Below are 17,958 nucleotides of genomic sequence, written 5' to 3' on the forward strand. Positions count from 1 at the left end.
AATCCTTATGGTTTTAATACGATAAAAAAAATAAAATCCCTTTAAAACGAAAGAAAAATAGGTAATTGGAAATGATAAGGGTAGGAATGTTTTTGAAAGGATGAGTGTACGTGAGGTCGAGTGAAAAAGGATTCATGAGCGCAAATGGGGATAACCAGTTATTTGGAGTGGATTTCCATCAGTTTTTAGAACGTGAAAAAGATGCGTTGAACGTGGAACTTGCTTCCGAATTCGGATTGTCATTACGGGAAGTAAAATTGTTAAAAAAGAAAATGGAGCGATCCTGACGAAATTTTCTTTAACCTCTTGACATGTACCTGCGCCAACCGTATCATTATACAAATAAAATAACATTTACAAAAACCGTTGATCGAGCATAGTAGCTAACCCCCGCGTGTAAAGAGAGGAAATGCCTTGGCTGAGAGCATTTCTACAATGTGACTTAGTGAATGAACACTCAGGAGGTTTCTCTCTGAAAACGATTTGTTAATAGGAGATGAACGTACCAGGCGTTAACTGGCTAAGTGGAGGTCTTTCAATAGACTTCAATTAGGGTGGCACCACGGGAATAACAGCTCTCGTCCCTTGTATAGTATACAAGGGACTGAGGGCTTTTTTTATTTACATAAAGATCAACGTGCACGATAAAAGGAGGAAATCATCTTGTCCATTCAGATTCCAAGAGGTACACAGGACATTCTGCCTGGTGAAGTGGAAAAATGGCAGTATGTAGAGGAAGTGGCAAAGACCCTTTGTTACAACTATCAGTATAAAGAAATCCGCACCCCGATTTTCGAGGCGAGTGAACTGTTCACCCGTGGAGTAGGGGATACGACGGATATCGTACAGAAAGAAATGTATATGTTCGAAGACAGGGGAGGCAGAAGCCTGGCACTCAGACCTGAAGGGACCGCTTCTGTTGTCCGCTCCTTTGTAGGGAATAAAATGTTCGGTCACCCGAATCAGCCGACGAAGCTCTTCTACTCGGGTCCGATGTTCCGATATGAGAGGCCTCAAGCCGGACGCTACCGTCAATTTGTCCAATTTGGCGTCGAAGCGCTCGGAAGTGAAGATCCTGCCATCGATGCAGAAGTGATCTCCCTTGCAATGGGAATCTACAAGAAACTGGGGCTGACTCAATTAAAGCTTGTCATTAATAGTCTTGGTGATAGCGGAAGCAGGAATGCACACAGAGAGGCATTGATCAATCACTTTAAACCGAGGATCGATGAATTCTGCGGCGATTGCCAGAATCGCCTGGAGAAGAATCCACTCAGGATCCTTGATTGTAAGAAAGACCGCGACCATGAACTGATGTCTACAGCACCATCGATTCTTGATTATTTAAATGACGAATCGAAGCAGTATTTTGAAAAAGTACAGACTCACCTTTCAGACATGGATGTGGAATTTACAGTGGATCCAACCCTCGTCCGCGGTCTTGATTATTATAATCATACAGCCTTTGAAATCATGAGTGATGCAGAAGGCTTCGGGGCCATTACGACTCTTTGCGGAGGCGGACGCTACAACGGACTGGTTGAAATGATCGGTGGTCCTGAGACTCCGGGAATCGGATTCGCCTTCAGTATTGAAAGGCTGCTTTCGGCCCTGGAAGCAGAAGAGGTCGAACTCCCGATCGAACAGGGAGTCGAGTGCTTCATCGTTTCATTGGGTGATGACGCGAAAGATTATGCTGCCAAGCTTCTTCACAACCTTAGAGCGGCAGGGATTTCTTCCGAGAAAGATTATCTGGATCGCAAGGTGAAAGGTCAATTCAAAGCGGCCGACCGTTATGAAGCAAAATATGTGGCCGTCATCGGTGATAATGAATTGCAAGAAAATAAAATCAATCTGAAAGACATGGCTACCGGTGAACAGGAAGAAGTGAGCCTGGATCAGTTTGTTGACAATGTAAAGAGCAAGCTCGGTAAATAGAACGCGTTGATTCGATAAGGAGGAGAACATGATGACAAAAAGAACCGCATATTGTGGAGACATAACAGAAACACACATCGGTGAGAAAATTACGATCAAAGGCTGGGTGCAAAAGAGAAGGGACCTGGGAGGCTTGATTTTCATCGACCTGCGTGACAGAGAGGGAATCGTACAGGTCGTGTTTAATCCGGATTTGTCGGAAGAGGCCCTTTCCCTTGCAGAGAAAATCCGTAATGAATATGTCCTGAGCATAACGGGTACGGTCGTGGCAAGGGGAGAAGGAACGGTGAACCCGAACCTGAAAACGGGAAAAGTGGAAATCCACGCAGAAGAGGTTGAAATCATCAATGAAGCGAAAACCCCTCCATTTATGATTGATGACCAGATGGAAGTGTCGGAAGATGTCCGCTTGAAATATCGTTACGTAGACCTTCGTCGTCCAGCGATGATGGAAACCTTTAAGATGCGTCATAATGTAACGACATCCTTCCGCAGTTTCTTGAACGATAACGGCTTCCTGGACGTGGAAACGCCGATCCTAACAAAGAGTACGCCTGAAGGGGCGCGTGATTATCTCGTTCCGAGCCGGGTTCATAAAGGGGAATTCTATGCCCTGCCACAATCACCACAAATCTTTAAGCAACTGTTGATGGTTTCCGGTTTCGACCGTTACTATCAAATCGCCCGCTGTTTCCGTGATGAAGATCTTCGTGCAGACCGTCAACCAGAATTCACGCAGATCGATATGGAAATGAGCTTCATGGATAAAGAACAGATCATATCACTTGTTGAGGATATGATGAAGAAACTGATGAATGATGTGAAAGGCGTAAACGTTACATTGCCTATCCCACGAATGACGTATGACGATGCCATGAGCCGTTACGGTTCTGATAAACCTGACACACGCTTCGGCATGGAACTGATCGATGTGTCCGAAATCGTCAAGGATTCAGGATTCAAAGTATTTGCCGGCGCTGTCGCAAACGGTGGACAAGTGAAGCTGATCAATGTGAAAGGCGGCGCCTCACAGTATTCCCGTAAAGACATTGATGGCTTGACTGAGTTCGTTTCCCGCTACGGAGCAAAAGGATTAGCCTGGCTGAAGGTAGAAGAGGAAGGTTTGAAAGGACCAATTTCTAAATTTGTGACTGAAGACGATGCTTCGGCGATTTCAACTTCTGCGAATGCGGAAGCTGGAGACTTGCTGTTGTTTGTGGCAGATAAGAAATCAGTCGTGGCAGACGCCCTTGGAGCCCTTCGATTGAAATTAGGGAAAGACTTGAAGCTGATTGATGAAACGGTATTTAACTTCCTTTGGGTAACAGACTGGCCGCTCCTGGAGTTCGACGAAGGGGAGAACCGTTACTATGCAGCCCATCATCCATTCACGATGCCGGTGAAGGAAGATCTTGAACTGTTTGAAACCGACCCTGCATCTGTTCGCGCGGAAGCGTATGACCTTGTCTTGAACGGATACGAACTTGGAGGCGGTTCACTTCGTATATACGAGCGTGACATTCAGGAAAAAATGTTCAAGGTGCTTGGATTCTCGAAAGAAGAAGCGGAAGCACAATTCGGTTTCTTATTGGAAGCCTTCGAATACGGAACTCCTCCACATGGGGGGATCGCCCTTGGGCTGGACCGTTTGGTGATGCTCCTTGCAGGTCGCACGAATCTCCGTGATACGATTGCGTTCCCGAAAACGGCAAGTGCAAGCTGTGTACTGACAGATGCACCTGGTGGAGTAAGTGAAGCTCAATTGAAAGAATTATCTTTGTCACTCGATGTAGAATAATGTAAGTAAATACCGGGGGTCATTCGTTGAAATCATCCTGTTGGTATGATATTATTTAGACAATCACAAACGAGTCCTGATGTGTACGACGTTTTTACCTAACAGTTTTGACCGAACAATTCAAACTTCGGGAGCTTGATGTTTCCGCTAGGCGTTCATGCCCCGTGCCGGGGACTAACAAATAGTGGAATAAAGCACCCACCTGCCGAGAGCGGGTTCAAAACGAAGGAAATGATGGCGGCGGCACGATTGGGACTCGATCAACCAAATCCAATAATAGATTTCTAATAAAGTAAAGAGTCAGGCTCACAGCAGCCTGGCTTTTTTGGTGGGACTAAATCTTCCCTTAATGGGGTAAACGAAAGAGAAGGACAACATTTCATGTTGATTTTCGGTTCCCTATCCTTTATTCTAATTCAGTATAAACCTAGTTGAATACTTATAATGGAGTTGATTATTTTGCTACACCAGTTTTCTCGAAATGAACTAGCGATCGGTAAGGAAGGTCTCCAGACCCTTAAAAATAGTACAGTGGCCGTACTCGGAATCGGGGGAGTGGGTTCCTTTGCAGCTGAGGCGTTAGCCCGTTCCGGTGTAGGTCGTTTAGTGTTAGTGGATAAAGACGATGTGGACATCACCAACGTGAATCGTCAGGTGCATGCATTGCTCTCTACTGTAGGTCAGCCAAAGGTTGATCTGATGAGGGACCGCATCATGGACATCAATCCGGACTGTGAAGTCATCGCTTTGAAAATGTTCTATACGGAAGAAACATACGAGGAATTCTTTAATCAGGGACTCGATTATGTCATTGATGCCTCTGATACGATTTCCTATAAAATTCATTTAATGAAAGAATGCCTGAAGCGGGATATTCCATTGATCGCGAGTATGGGAGCGGCGAATAAAACCGATCCGACCCGTTTCAAAATTGCTGATATCAGCAAGACGCATACAGACCCAATCGCCAAAGTGATTCGTACCCGCCTGAAAAAAGAAGGAATCAAAAAAGGCGTCACGGTGGTTTTCTCTGATGAGAGCCCGATCGTCATCCGTGAAGAGATCAGAAAGGAAGTCGGGAAGGATGATGCGAAGATCCGTAAAGCACAGCTTCCTCCATCCTCTAACGCCTTCGTTCCTTCCGTGGCCGGGCTGATTGCAGCAAGTCATGTCATGAACCAATTGCTGAAAGACATTGAAATTAGAAGGGTGAAAGATAAATAAGCGACGTTTGCAGAAACAGGACTGAATCTCATAAGGGATTCGGTCTTTTTTTATGCAAAAGGGTATTCCATTAAATGGGTAAAAAAAGGATTGACGTTTCAATGTGTCGTAGTGTACTATCTAACTAGAACACTAAAACACGTTACGGAGGAGTGTAAGGATGAATGCGTTTAAAGGTCTTCTCTGGAAAGACTTCAAAACCTCCAGTATTTGGTTTTATGGCTGGATTGCCATTGTTTTTCTCATTTTTGTCATAGGGTTGGTGATTGGCCATTATGTCCATGAGCCAAGCGTGACACAAATTTTCCTCATCATGATCGGAGTATTTCATTTCGCCTTTCTTCCTGGGATAGTCTGCTCCATGCTGAGGGTGGAAGGGAAAACCCAGTTGTGGCTTCATAGTCCCCATAGCGGATTTAAGCTCCTGTTATCCAAAATTATCATTGCCTTTATGTATTCCACTCTATCACTCTTAGTAGTAGATATATTGGGGATTCTGACCATGGTCATTTTTCAGGAGGATTCTCTCTTCTCTTATTGGCCAATCAAAGAAGGCATTCTCTTTAATCTTGGCGTGACGATCGTCGGACTCTACTTTACCGGATGGACGATCTTCCTGTGGACGCTCTACCATTCACTCTCGAAGTATCCGTCACTCAAGAGTATCCGCTGGATCGTGATAGCGGGATTCATCATTGTTTATCAAAGTGCAGTGGCTTTTCTCATGAGCATTGACTGGGTGGAAAGATTCTTCTTTGAAACCTTTACCGTAAGGGTGAGTTCCGGATTCTTTTTCTCTGTGGGTGCCAATGAGGCGAATGCCGGCTTCGATGCTGAAATGATCCCATTCCCGGTCATGCCCTTCCTGTTTGAAGGCATGGTCATGATCATCGTCTTCATCATTTCCTGCCGGTTATTGGATCGCAAGGTTGAGGTGTAGCTTATGACAGAAGAATATACAGCTTCCAAGCCCATCTACCTGCAGATTGCTGATCGCATCATCCGTGAAATCGTACGGAAAGAGTTGGCACTTGGTGACAAACTGCCTTCCGTCCGGGAGATGGCCGTTCAATCAGGAGTGAATCCGAATACCATTCAGCGTACGTACAGTGAATTAGAAAGGATGGACATTGTGGAGACGAGGAGAGGGCAGGGAACATTTGTGACGGAAAAGGAAGAGGTTCTGACAGAGCTGAATGAAAAGGTCCAGAGGGAAGTGATCGAGTCCTTCATCCGGAACATGAAAGAACTGGGTCTGACGAAAGATCAAATGATCCAGGGTGTTGAAAAATATCTCGATCAAAGAGGGGAGGAATAGAGATGGTCGTGAAATTTGAGGGTATCACCAAGAAGTACGGAAACGATATAGCGCTGAACCAGACATCCTTTCATTTTCAAAAAGGGAAGATATATGGTCTCCTCGGACCGAACGGCAGTGGGAAATCCACCACATTGAAAATGATTGCCGGACTAGTGCTCCCAAACGCGGGGACGGTCACCCTGAACGGGAAACCAGTCACCAGGAAAAGTGCCAGTGAAGTCGCCTATTTGACGGAATTGGATATGTTTTATGAAGCATTCACCGTTGAGGGGATGATCCGGTTTTACGCCTCTCAATTCCCTGATTTTGATACAGGGAGAGCGAATGAACTGGTCGAGTTCATGGAGCTTGACAGCGGGAAGAAGATCAAGCACTTATCGAAAGGGAACCGGGGCAGGCTGAAGCTCGTATTGGCATTATCCCGTAATACAGAAGTGCTGCTCCTCGATGAACCATTTTCGGGGTTGGATCCGATGGTGAGGGACACGATCGTGAAAGGCCTTCTATCCTATATTGATTTCGGCCAGCAGACCGTGATCATAGCCACCCATGAAATCGATGAGATTGAAGCGATCCTGGATGAGGCCTATATCATATCGGATGGAGAAATAATAGGCCATTGTCAGGTGGAAGAGCTGAGAGAATCAGAAGGTTTATCTGTCCTGCAGTGGTTGAAGAAGACAACAAAATTAGAAGGGAAGATGAAATGATGAAGACGGTTGTGCAATTACAAAGTGTTTCCAAAGTCATCAAAGGAAAAACCATCATTGATAATTTAACGTTCGACGTATATGAAGGGGAAGTATTCGGTTTCCTTGGACCCAATGGTGCAGGGAAAACGACGACGATCCGCATGATCGTCGGGTTGATGAATATTTCCAAAGGAGATGTCCTCATCTCAGGAAAAAGCATCAAGAAAGACTTCGAAGGTGCCATAAAGGATGTGGGAGCCATCGTCGAAAACCCTGAGCTCTATAAGTTCATGTCCGGTTATCAGAACTTAAAGCACTTTGCGCGCATGCAAAAGGGGATTTCCGATGAACGGATGAAGGAAGTCATCGAACTGGTCGGCCTGACAGATCGCATCAATGATAAGGTGAAGACGTACTCCCTTGGTATGAGACAGCGACTGGGACTTGCTCAATGCCTTCTTCATAAACCGAAACTACTCATTCTCGATGAACCGACAAATGGTCTTGATCCGGCGGGGATACGTGAAATCCGTGCCTATATCAGAAAACTTGCACAGGAAGAGGGCATGGCAGTCATCGTATCGAGTCACTTATTATCCGAGATGGAGATGATGTGTGACCGGATCGGGATCATCCAGTCCGGTAAGCTTGTCGATGTGCAACAAGTCAGGGACTTTGTAGAAGGATCTGAACAGGTCTATCACTTTGAAATCAACGACGTGGAAAAAATCAAAGCCGTCCTTAATAGTTTCGATCCCGGAATCAAGTTTGAATCCCAGGGATCACAAGTTCAGGTGGCCCTGACAAAAGAACAAGTGCCGGATGTCATCAGGGCACTGGTGGAAGCCGATGTGCAGATTTACAGCGTCATGCCTGTAGCCAAAACACTGGAAGACAGGTTCCTGGAAATTACAAATGATAAAGGAGAGGTCATGCATGCTTAGTCTTATTAGAAATGAATGGACCAAAATCTTCAAGCGGGTCGGAACGTTTGTCATGCTTGGACTGTTGATTCTCATTATTGGAGTGACAGGCGCATTCACCAAATATAGTGATTCGAAAGCGAAAGAAATGAATGACTGGAAACAGGAACTATCAGCCCAGGTGGAATCAGAAAAGCAAATGTTGGCTGAAACTCCAAATTTGAATAAATTTATTAAAAAAGACACTGAAAGAAGAATCGCGATTAACGAATACCGCATTGAGAACGATATAGAACCAAAGGTAAAAGAAACGGCCTGGACGTTCGTAGAAACGAATGCCAATATCGTTCTGGTTGTTGGATTATTCACCATCATCGTGGCAGCAGGTATCGTCGCAAGTGAATTTAGCTGGGGGACCATCAAGCTATTGCTCATCCGTCCTATTTCACGCACCAAGATCCTTCTTTCTAAATACTTTACAGTCATTTTGTACGGCATAAGTATGTTGTTATTATTATTTGTCGTATCACTCCTTCTTGGACTTCTATTGTTCGGAGGGACAGATCAGTCCACTCATCTTGCATTTGTCGATGGGAAAGTGGTTGAACAGAATATCGTCGGATACTTGATCAAGACGTACTTATTACAAACCGTCAATATTGTGATGATGGCTACCATGGCCTTTATGATTTCAGCTGTGTTCAGAAGCAGCTCACTGGCGATCGGGATTTCTTTATTCCTTCTATTCGTCGGGGGCAACGCCACAAGCTTGCTCGCCCTTAAATTCGACTGGGCAAAATACAGTCTGTTCGCCAACACAGACCTGACACAGTACACAGGCTTTACACCGCCACTCGTGGACGGCATGACTATGGGCTTTTCCATCACAATGCTCATCATTTACTTCATCATCTTCCAGCTGCTTACCTTCCTCGTCTTTAATAAGAGGGATGTGGCGGCATAGTAAAGCAGAACATAAAGAGGGACGGACTTATCATAGTCCGTCCCTCTTTATGTGTATCGATATAAATCAGAAAATTTGAGGCGTGTCACTTGTTCAAGGAGGTAGGCGGACTTCTTTGCATCCTTTTTGCGAAGTGTATTCAGGGCTTCAATCATTTCGTCATGTGTCATGAGCCCCACCCCGTGACCGAAATACTGATCTTCTTTTATAAAGACCGAGTTTTCACCCATCCAGATCGGATCTTCGAAATCGGGATTGAAGAAGTAATAGACATCCCCGGGGATATAATCGAGCCCTTTGTATGTGACCATCGGAAGATCATCATCATAGTTGTGGCCCCATACAAGGAGATGAGAGTAGAGTTCATTGAAATAAGAAGGGTTGATCGTATCAAGGATGGATTTATAGTAAAGCAGGACAATGCTTGTGACACATTCGAAGCTGTACGCAGAACTGTTGGTGAAGATATCATCAATGGCGTCTGATGGGAGCTTGGATTCCTTCAGCTGGTATCCGTAAGGGGTCTTGGTCCAAAATGTCGGGTTGAACTTCGAATGTTCGAAGGCTGAAAAAGTGGTGTCACTTTCATTCATTTTTTTCGCATTAGAAATGATTCTTTCTCTAACTTTCAGCTCATATTTGAGCTCTGGAAGATTCCGATACCGATACTCGGTGGGGCCCTCTTTTAACATAGTAAATATATTTTCTTCAACAGCGGTCAGGTTCGGTAAATCCTTAGGGGTGGATTCATTTTCGATGATGATCAATCCATACACCTCCAGGCCTTTTTATTAATGTATGTTTGGGCTTGAGGATATGGTAATAACACAGTGAAAAAAATGGAAGAAGAAACGATACTCTTCCGTCTCTTCTTCCACTAAGTTTTCAGGTTATTTTACCTGCTTATTTATCTTCTCATACACCTGAGCGATGGCCTGTTCGAATTTCCCTGTGGCTTTCGGGGTGTAGTAGTGAGCCTTTTTCAGTTTATCCGGCAGGTAGGTTTGCGCCACCCATCCGGATTCATAGCTGTGTGGATATTTATATTCCACACCTCTGCCCAATTCCTTCGCCCCTTGGTAGTGTGCATCTTTCAGGTGATCCGGCACCTCACCGCTTTTGCCTTTCCGGATGTCAAGAAGGGCAAGGTCGATGGCGGTGATCGCAGAGTTCGATTTCGGCGATAGACAAAGCTCGATGATGGCGTTCGCCAACGGGATCCTGGCTTCAGGAAACCCGATCTTCTCAGCAGTTTCCACTGCAGCGAGTGTCCGTGGTCCAGCCTGGGGATTGGCAAGGCCGATATCTTCATAGGCAATGACCAATAATCTCCGTGCAATGCTCGGCAAGTCACCTGCTTCCACGAGTCTACCGAGATAGTGGAGGGCTGCATTCACGTCACTCCCACGAATCGATTTCTGAAATGCACTGACGACATCATAGTGAGCGTCGCCATCTTTATCGTGAGAAAAGCTTTTCTTTTGAAGGCACTCTTCTGCAATGGAGACATCAATATGAATGACCCCATCGTCACCTGGTGAAGTGGACAATACAGCCAATTCCAATGCATTCAGTGAACTTCTTACATCACCGAAACTGCTGCTTGCAAAATGTTCAATCGCTTCGTCGGTTACATCGAGTGAATATCCGCCCAAGCCGCGTTCTTCATCTTCGATGGCACGGGTCAGGGCTATTTTCATTTCTTCTATGGAAAGGGGCTTTAATTCGAAAATCTGGCATCTGCTTCGAATCGCGGGATTGATGGCATGATAGGGGTTGCTTGTTGTAGCCCCGATCAATGTGATCATTCCGTTCTCTAAATAAGGAAGGAGAAAATCCTGCTTTCCTTTATCCAGTCGGTGGACCTCATCCAATAGGAGGATCACCTTACCTGACATCTTCGCTTCTTCCGCTACGATTTGAATATCTTTTTTATTATTCGTCACGGCGTTCAGGGTTTTGAAACGGTACTTTGTACTTCCGGCTATGGCACTTGCAATGGACGTTTTTCCAATGCCGGGAGGACCGTACAGAATCATGGATGATAGCTGCTTCGCCTTCACCATCCGGTCGATGATTTTTCCTTCCCCGACTAAATGCTGCTGCCCGATGATTTCCTCGATGGTCCTTGGTCTCATCTTAAAGGCAAGTGGTTTTATCGACATGAAACATCTCTCCAAACTGACGTTCTAATACCCTTCACTTTATCACAGGAGATACCATTAAGGAAATATTGTGGATGCACAATGAGATTGAAACCGCCCCTTTCACAGTGAGGGCGCGAATATGCTATAATAACAAAAGTCAATAAGTAGAAAAACGTCCCGTCTCAACATGTGACGTTATTAAATATAATAGAGGTGCTGGACATGAAGATATCAACTAAAGGCCGTTACGGTTTAACCATTATGATAGAACTTGCAAAACGCCATGGTGAAGGTCCGACTTCACTGAAAACCATCGCACAGCAGCATGAGCTGTCTGAACATTATCTTGAACAGCTTGTCGCTCCATTGCGGAACGGCGGTCTGGTCAGAAGTATCAGGGGGGCGTATGGCGGTTATGTATTGGGCCATGAGCCATCTGACATTACAGCGGGGGATATCATCCGGATCCTTGAAGGTCCGATCAGTCCCGTGGAAGGAATCGAGGACGAGGAACCGGCAAAGCGTGAATTGTGGATCAGGATCCGTGATGCAGTCAAAGAAGTACTCGACAATACTACAATAGAAGATTTGGCCAGCCACTCTGATGACGGGGAATCAGATGCGTATATGTTCTATATCTAGGAGGTAACAATCAATGGAAAGAGTGTATCTGGATCATGCTGCAACATCGCCCATGCATCCTGAAGTGATCGATGAAATGACAGCTGTGATGAAGGAGTCCTTTGGTAATCCTTCAAGCATTCATTCATTTGGACGTGCATCACGTCATCTTGTTGATCATGCACGGACCATCATTGCAGAAAGCATCCATGCAGATTACAATGAGATCATTTTCACCAGTGGTGGAACTGAGGCGGATAATTTGGCGATCATCGGAACGGCCGAAGCCAATAAGGAAAAGGGTAACCACATCATTACGACACAGACCGAGCATCATGCAGTGCTCCATGCATGTGAATTTCTCGAGTCAAAAGGCTTCGAGGTCACGTACCTGCCTGTGGACCGCTCAGGAAGGATATCGCTTTTGGACCTGGAAAAGGAACTGCGTGATGAAACCATCCTCGTCACGATCATGTACGGGAATAATGAAGTGGGGACCTTGCAGCCGATTAAAGAAATCGGTGAATTATTACGGGGTCATCAGGCCATTTTTCATACGGATGCTGTACAGGCCTTCGGATTGACCAGCATCGATGTATGGGACCTGGGGGTTGACCTACTTTCCGTTTCAGGTCATAAAATCAACGGTCCCAAGGGAATTGGTTTTCTTTATTCCCATAAAGGGGTGGACCTGCAGCCGGGATCACACGGCGGCGAGCAGGAACGGAAACGTCGTGCCGGAACAGAAAATGTCCCTGCAATCGTGGGTCTCGGCAAGGCAGTGGAACTGGCCCAGCATTCTCTTGAAGAGAAGCGTGCGTCGCTCTCAGGTCTCAAGAATTTACTTAGACAAACATTGGGTGATGAGGGGATTGAATTCGAAGAGAACGGATCCCTTGAGCACGGATTACCCCATGTGCTAAACTTAAGCTTTCCCGGCACGGATGTAGAATCCATGCTGATGAATTTGGATATGTCAGGTATCGCCGTTTCAAGCGGTTCCGCTTGTACGGCTGGATCGATAGAACCATCACATGTACTCGTGGCGATGTATGGGAAACAGTCTGGGCAATCAAGGAATTCCATCCGTTTCAGCTTCGGTTTTGGAAATACGGAGGAGCAGATTAAGAGGACGGCCCATGAAGTCGCAAACATCGTGAAGAGATTAACAACATAAGAGGGTCGTCTTTAATGGGGCGATCGAAAAGAAAGAAGGAGGTGGCGTTAGTGAAAAAAGAACCAAAGGATACGAGAGTGGTCGTTGGGATGTCCGGGGGGGTGGATTCTTCTGTAGCCGCATTATTATTGAAACAGCAGGGCTATGAAGTCATCGGGATTTTCATGAAGAACTGGGATGATACCGATGAAAACGGAGTATGTACGGCAACCGAAGACTACAACGATGTGATTCGGGTATGTAACCAAATTGGGATTCCTTACTACGCTGTGAATTTTGAGAAACAATACTGGGATAAAGTGTTTACGTACTTCCTGGATGAATATAAAGCCGGCAGGACACCGAATCCCGATGTGATGTGCAATAAGGAAATCAAGTTCAAAGCATTCCTTGATCATGCACTGAAATTAGGGGCGGATTATCTCGCAACGGGTCACTATGCCCAGGTCGAATATCGTGACGGAGAGTATAAGATGCTCCGTGGCGTCGATAACAATAAGGATCAAACATACTTCCTCAATCAGCTCGGGCAGGAACAGCTTGAGAAAGTGATGTTCCCCCTAGGCGGCATCGATAAGAAGAAGGTACGTGAAATTGCCAAGGAAGCGGGCCTTGCTACTGCAACCAAGAAAGACAGTACGGGAATCTGCTTCATCGGTGAACGTAACTTCAAGGATTTCCTGAGTAACTATCTTCCGGCGCAGCCTGGAAAGATGGAGACACTGGATGGGAAAGTGATGGGGAAACATGATGGGTTGATGTATTATACCATCGGTCAGCGTCACGGCCTTGGCATCGGTGGTGCAGGTGAGCCTTGGTTCGCCATCGGGAAGGACCTGGAAAGAAACGTCCTTTACGTAGGTCAAAGCTTTGAGCACCCAGCCCTTTATTCCGATTCCATCCTTGCGACGGATGTTCACTGGACATCGAACGAAGAGAAATCCTCTGAGTTCGCATGCACGGCAAAATTCCGTTACCGCCAGGCGGATAATAAGGTAACGGTCATCCCTATGGAAGATGGCAAGGTGAAGGTCATCTTTGATGAACCTATTCGAGCGGTGACACCGGGACAGGCCGTTGTATTCTACAACGGGGATGAGTGTCTTGGTGGAGGAACGATTGACACCATCATTAAAGATGACAAAAAACTGACATACGTCGGATAAAGCAAAAGGACTGAGATAAGGAGAGAGGGAATCTCTTTTCTCTCAGTCCTTTTTTTCATCAAGGAAGGATTCCATTTCGGGATGTCCCTTATGTTATACTAGTAACGATAAAAGGAAGTACATACATAAATAATAGACCATATAGAGGTGTTTACATTGGATAAGAATTTAAAAGGCATTGAGTTATTGCAAGAAGGAAAAGTAGAAGAGGCGGTAAAACTCTTTACAGAAGCCATCGAAGAAAACCCGAAGGAGCCGGTCGGGTATATCAATTTTGGAAATGTATTGATGTCGGTTGGCGACAATGAGAAAGCGAAGAAGTTTTTTGAACGGGCGATTTCCGTCGATGAAAACGCAGGAGCAGCTTATTACTCTCTCGGGAATCTCTTTTTCAATGAGAATAAGTTTGACGAAGCAAAAGATCAATTTGAAAAGGCCATCTCCAAAGGAATGGAGAATGCCGATGTATTCTTCATGCTGGGAATGAGTCTGTTCCAGTTAGATCAGCCAAGATTTGCACTACCGTACTTTCAGCGAAGTGTTGAATTGAATGAAGAAGACATCGAAGCGCGTTTCCAATTAGGATTGTGTCTTGCTAAAGTGGAAGCATATGAAGAAGCGATCACTCAATTATCCCAAGTGGTGGAAGCAGATCCGGAGCATGCAGATGCCTATTACAATCTGGGGGTTGCGTATGCAGGTCATAAGGATGATGCTGATACGGCACTCATGTATTTCAACAAAGCCATTGACGTTCAACCTGATCATATGCTGGCGGGTTATGGCATCAAGATGATCGAGAAGCTTAAAAATGAACAAAGTGAATAGTTAGGGGGTTCACTGCCTTGAGCCAGCAAGACTCTTTAAAGCTGTTTGGTGAGGAAGAAATCTATATAAAAGGAAGGCATCTTGTCACCATTTTTCATAATGAGGAGAACCTCTATTCGGTTGTCAGAATCCGTGTAGATGAAACAAATGATTCTTATGAGGATAAAGAAGCGGTCGTAACTGGGAATTTTCCTAAGATACATGAAGATGAGACCTATATATTTTATGGGAGATTTCAAGAGCATCCGAGATTCGGCATGCAGTTTCATGCCAAGCATTTCAAGAAAGAAATCCCCCAAACTACACAGGGCGTCGTCCATTATTTATCAAGTGATCTCTTCAAAGGGATCGGGAAAAAAACAGCTGAGAAGATCGTGGAGCATATCGGGGAAAATGCGATAGGTAAAATTCTCGAAAATCCAAGCCTCTTGGATGAAATTCCAAAGCTTCCAAAAGAAAAGGCGAAGAGTATCTATGATACGTTATCTGAGCATCAGGGACTCGAGCGGGTCATGATCATGCTGAATGAGCTTGGATTTGGTCCCCAGATTTCCATGAAGGTGTATCAGGCTTATAAAGAGCAGGCACTTGAAATCATTCAAAAGAATCCTTATAAGCTTGTGGAAGATATTGAAGGGATCGGCTTCACCCGGGCAGATGAATTGGGGTCAAAGATTGGTTTGACAGGCAGTCATCCGGACCGGATCAAAGCCGGCTGTTTATATACCCTGGAACAAACATGCGTCAAGCAGGGCCATGTGTATCTTGAAGCGGAGGAACTCATTGTAACGGTGAAAGAGCTCCTTGAGAAAAGTCAGCCTGAAAGAATCGAATACACGGACATTTCCACTCAATTGGTTTCCTTGGAGGAAGAAAGCAAAGTCATCGGTGAAGGGACGAAGGTGTATGTTCCCTCCCTATATTTCTCTGAAAAGGGGATTGTGACCAATATTGAAAAGATACTCTCCCAGACCCAGTATAAAGATCAATTCCCCCAGTCTGAATTCCTTCTGTCACTGGGGGCCCTGGAGGACAGGCTTGGGGTGCAGTATGCGCCTTCTCAAAAGGAAGCCATCGAGACGGCATTGATGTCTCCCATGCTTCTATTGACGGGGGGACCCGGTACGGGGAAAACCACCGTCATTCAGGGGATCGTCGAACTGTTCGCCGATCTTCACGGGTGTTCGCTGGATCCCAAGGATTACAAGGATGAACCGTTCCCCGTATTGCTGACGGCCCCTACAGGACGTGCAGCTAAGCGGATGACAGAATCCACGGGGCTGCCGGCCATGACGATCCACCGACTTCTCGGATGGAATGGTCAGGAAGGATTTCAGAGCGATGAAGAACGGGCGATCGAGGGCAAGCTGTTGATTGTGGACGAAGTGTCCATGGTAGATACCTGGCTTGCCCATCAATTGCTGAAGGCTCTGCCTGAGGATATTCAAGTGATATTTGTCGGGGATGAAGATCAATTGCCGTCTGTCGGTCCAGGTCAGGTACTGAAGGACTTATTGAATTCGGAGAGCGTGCCGACTGTCAGGTTGACGGATATTTACAGGCAGGAAGAGGGTTCCTCGATTATTGAACTTGCTCACTATATGAAAAGGGGACAGGTTCCCGCAGATTTGACCAAACAGCAGAAAGATCGTTCGTTCTTTCCCTGCAGGACAAATCAGATTTCCGAGGTCGTTCAGAAAGTGGTGGAAAATGCCAAGAAAAAGGGCTACTCACCTAAAGATATACAGGTACTTGCCCCTATGTACAGGGGTCCTGCAGGTATTGACCGCTTGAATGAACTGCTTCAGGAAATCTTTAACAGTAATGATGGGACCCGCAAAGAAATCGCCTTCGGGGACGTGAAATACCGGATCGGGGATAAGGTCCTTCAGCTTGTCAATCAGCCTGAAAACAATGTTTTTAACGGGGATATCGGTGAAATCGTTTCGATCTTTTATGCAAAGGAAAACACTGAGAAACAGGACATGATCATTGTTTCATATGAAGGCAATGAGGTCACATATACACGGCAGGACCTCATGCAAATCACCCATGCGTATTGCTGTTCGATCCATAAATCCCAGGGGAGCGAGTTTCCCATTGTCATTTTACCCGTCGTGAAGAGCTATTACCGTATGTTACGGAGAAATCTCCTATACACGGCCATCACTAGGAGCAAACAGTTCCTCATTCTCTGCGGGGAGCTCGATGCTTTCAAGCTTGGAGTGGAGAGGGAAGATGACTTTCTCAGGAAAACGACCTTGAGTGAGAAGCTGAGAGGCTTATTGGACCCTGAGGCTCATGTAAAAGAGGATTTATCAAGTGAGGACTTACGCATTGAAGAAATCCTGCTGAATGAAGACCCGATGATTGGAATGGAAGGGATCTCTCCTTACGATTTCATGAAGGCATAAAGTTGGTGAATGACGATTTCATTCATCAACTTTTTTTAAGTTTATTGTAAACCGATATTAAATTTAAGTTGACATATATTTATTGAAAGCGATATCCTTATCTTGTAGAAAAAATGACAGATGGGGGAAGACAGATGAAAAGAAAACTAAGGACAATCGATCTTACACTGGCAGGGATGTTTGTTGCACTAATGGCGATCGGTGCCAACATCACAACATTCGTACCTTTTATGGTGGTGGGCGGTGTGCCGATAACGTTACAAACTTTTTTCGCCATTTTAGCAGGGGCGATCCTTGGAAGCAGGATCGGGGCGATTTCCATGACAGTGTACGCATTGGTCGGACTCGTGGGTGTCCCTGTATTTGCACGATTTGGAGCAGGGTTATCTTCTATAGTGAGCCCAACTTTCGGATTTGTCGTTTCGTTTATTTTCACGGCTTACATCACAGGTAAAATCGTGGAAAAACATAAAGGAATCAACGTATATATCTTCGCCGCACTGGTCGGGATGGTGGTCAATTATGTAGTCGGAACAAACTGGATGTACGCTGCCTACAAGTTCTGGGCACAAGCACCGGAAGGATTCACCTATAAGCTCGCATGGGCATGGATGGTCGTCCCACTGCCTAAAGACATCATTTTAGCCGTCTGTGCAGGTGTCATGGCTCATCGTTTAGAAAAATCGGTCCTGTCAAAAAGTACATTCAGAAATTTAAAGCGTGCAGCTTAATGGGGAGGTTGTCA

Annotated in this window: 17 protein-coding genes, 1 other RNA gene and 1 other annotated feature; of the genes, 16 read left to right on the plus strand and 2 right to left on the minus strand. The window is 45.5% G+C overall.

Annotated elements, in window-relative coordinates:
* The first annotated feature begins 110 nt into the window (after positions 1-110).
* The 10 genes from ATG71_RS11805 to ATG71_RS11850 all read left to right on the plus strand — a co-directional run bounded on the left by ATG71_RS11805 (position 111) and on the right by ATG71_RS11850 (position 8,860).
* Positions 111-287, plus strand: coding sequence for a hypothetical protein (locus tag ATG71_RS11805; RefSeq protein WP_034757305.1), 177 nt, complete (start codon positions 111-113; stop codon positions 285-287).
* Between the two features lie 70 nt (positions 288-357).
* Positions 358-589 (plus strand) — a binding site (T-box leader).
* Positions 590-663: 74 nt separating this feature from the next.
* Positions 664-1,938, plus strand: coding sequence for a histidine--tRNA ligase (hisS, locus tag ATG71_RS11810; RefSeq protein WP_098439769.1), 1,275 nt, complete (start codon positions 664-666; stop codon positions 1,936-1,938).
* A 31-nt stretch (positions 1,939-1,969) separates the two neighbouring features.
* Positions 1,970-3,736: an aspartate--tRNA ligase gene (gene aspS, locus ATG71_RS11815; RefSeq protein WP_098439770.1), complete on the plus strand. Its 1,767-nt coding sequence runs from the start codon at positions 1,970-1,972 to the stop codon at positions 3,734-3,736.
* Positions 3,737-3,806: 70 nt separating this feature from the next.
* Positions 3,807-3,996, plus strand: a non-coding RNA gene (gene ssrS / locus ATG71_RS11820) — 6S RNA.
* A gap of 199 nt (positions 3,997-4,195) precedes the next feature.
* Positions 4,196-4,960, plus strand: a complete 765-nt coding sequence (locus ATG71_RS11825; RefSeq protein WP_098439771.1) for a tRNA threonylcarbamoyladenosine dehydratase — start codon at positions 4,196-4,198, stop codon at positions 4,958-4,960.
* Positions 4,961-5,120: 160 nt separating this feature from the next.
* Positions 5,121-5,900: a hypothetical protein gene (locus ATG71_RS11830; protein ID WP_098439772.1), complete on the plus strand. Its 780-nt coding sequence runs from the start codon at positions 5,121-5,123 to the stop codon at positions 5,898-5,900.
* A gap of 3 nt (positions 5,901-5,903) precedes the next feature.
* Positions 5,904-6,278: a GntR family transcriptional regulator gene (locus tag ATG71_RS11835; RefSeq protein ID WP_098439773.1), complete on the plus strand. Its 375-nt coding sequence runs from the start codon at positions 5,904-5,906 to the stop codon at positions 6,276-6,278.
* A gap of 2 nt (positions 6,279-6,280) precedes the next feature.
* Positions 6,281-6,991: an ABC transporter ATP-binding protein gene (locus ATG71_RS11840; RefSeq protein WP_098439774.1), complete on the plus strand. Its 711-nt coding sequence runs from the start codon at positions 6,281-6,283 to the stop codon at positions 6,989-6,991.
* Entirely contained in the window at positions 6,991-7,917 is a 927-nt protein-coding gene (locus ATG71_RS11845) for an ABC transporter ATP-binding protein (protein ID WP_098441805.1), read from the plus strand. Before ATG71_RS11840 ends, ATG71_RS11845 begins: the two co-directional genes overlap by 1 nt.
* Positions 7,910-8,860 (plus strand): ABC transporter permease, encoded by a 951-nt coding sequence (locus ATG71_RS11850; RefSeq protein WP_098439775.1) that lies wholly within the window; start codon positions 7,910-7,912, stop codon positions 8,858-8,860. The genes ATG71_RS11845 and ATG71_RS11850 overlap by 8 nt, the downstream gene beginning before the upstream one ends.
* 47 nt (positions 8,861-8,907) lie before the next feature.
* On the opposite strand, the gene ATG71_RS11855 is transcribed toward ATG71_RS11850, so the two are convergent.
* A complete protein-coding gene (locus ATG71_RS11855; protein WP_098439776.1) occupies positions 8,908-9,627 on the minus strand; it encodes a protein-glutamine gamma-glutamyltransferase in 720 nt (239 codons plus the stop codon).
* 123 nt (positions 9,628-9,750) lie between these two features.
* Positions 9,751-11,019 (minus strand): replication-associated recombination protein A, encoded by a 1,269-nt coding sequence (locus ATG71_RS11860; RefSeq protein WP_179886646.1) that lies wholly within the window; start codon positions 11,017-11,019, stop codon positions 9,751-9,753.
* 210 nt (positions 11,020-11,229) lie between these two features.
* On the opposite strand from ATG71_RS11860, the gene cymR reads away from it, so the two are divergent.
* From cymR to ATG71_RS11890, 6 genes are all read left to right on the plus strand, one after another.
* Positions 11,230-11,649, plus strand: coding sequence for a cysteine metabolism transcriptional regulator CymR (gene cymR, locus ATG71_RS11865; protein WP_034757332.1), 420 nt, complete (start codon positions 11,230-11,232; stop codon positions 11,647-11,649).
* Positions 11,650-11,662: 13 nt separating this feature from the next.
* Positions 11,663-12,805, plus strand: coding sequence for a cysteine desulfurase family protein (locus ATG71_RS11870; protein ID WP_098439778.1), 1,143 nt, complete (start codon positions 11,663-11,665; stop codon positions 12,803-12,805).
* Positions 12,806-12,855: 50 nt separating this feature from the next.
* Entirely contained in the window at positions 12,856-13,971 is a 1,116-nt protein-coding gene (mnmA, locus tag ATG71_RS11875) for a tRNA 2-thiouridine(34) synthase MnmA (protein ID WP_098441806.1), read from the plus strand.
* A gap of 156 nt (positions 13,972-14,127) precedes the next feature.
* On the plus strand, positions 14,128-14,799 hold the full coding sequence (locus ATG71_RS11880; protein ID WP_098439779.1) for a tetratricopeptide repeat protein: 672 nt from the start codon (positions 14,128-14,130) through the stop codon (positions 14,797-14,799).
* A gap of 17 nt (positions 14,800-14,816) precedes the next feature.
* Positions 14,817-17,213, plus strand: coding sequence for an SF1B family DNA helicase RecD2 (gene recD2, locus ATG71_RS11885; RefSeq protein ID WP_098439780.1), 2,397 nt, complete (start codon positions 14,817-14,819; stop codon positions 17,211-17,213).
* Between the two features lie 134 nt (positions 17,214-17,347).
* The gene (locus ATG71_RS11890; protein ID WP_098439781.1) at positions 17,348-17,944 is read left to right on the plus strand and encodes a biotin transporter BioY; all 597 of its coding nucleotides are present in this window, start codon (positions 17,348-17,350) and stop codon (positions 17,942-17,944) included.
* Positions 17,945-17,958: the final 14 nt, after the last annotated feature.

This window comes from Bacillus sp. es.034 (genome assembly GCF_002563655.1).
Classification (GTDB): Bacteria; Bacillota; Bacilli; order Bacillales; family Bacillaceae_B; genus Rossellomorea.

Excerpts from the sequence above, each read along its gene's own strand:
- cymR (WP_034757332.1), top strand. The coding sequence starts at position 11,230 with ATGAAGATATCAACTAAAGGCCGTTACGGTTTAACCATTATGATAGAA.
- ATG71_RS11850 (WP_098439775.1), top strand. The coding sequence starts at position 7,910 with ATGCTTAGTCTTATTAGAAATGAATGGACCAAAATCTTCAAGCGGGTC.
- ATG71_RS11890 (WP_098439781.1), top strand. The coding sequence starts at position 17,348 with ATGAAAAGAAAACTAAGGACAATCGATCTTACACTGGCAGGGATGTTT.
- ATG71_RS11845 (WP_098441805.1), top strand. The coding sequence starts at position 6,991 with ATGAAGACGGTTGTGCAATTACAAAGTGTTTCCAAAGTCATCAAAGGA.
- aspS (WP_098439770.1), top strand. The coding sequence starts at position 1,970 with ATGACAAAAAGAACCGCATATTGTGGAGACATAACAGAAACACACATC.
- ATG71_RS11835 (WP_098439773.1), top strand. The coding sequence starts at position 5,904 with ATGACAGAAGAATATACAGCTTCCAAGCCCATCTACCTGCAGATTGCT.
- ATG71_RS11870 (WP_098439778.1), top strand. The coding sequence starts at position 11,663 with ATGGAAAGAGTGTATCTGGATCATGCTGCAACATCGCCCATGCATCCT.
- ATG71_RS11840 (WP_098439774.1), top strand. The coding sequence starts at position 6,281 with ATGGTCGTGAAATTTGAGGGTATCACCAAGAAGTACGGAAACGATATA.
- ATG71_RS11830 (WP_098439772.1), top strand. The coding sequence starts at position 5,121 with ATGAATGCGTTTAAAGGTCTTCTCTGGAAAGACTTCAAAACCTCCAGT.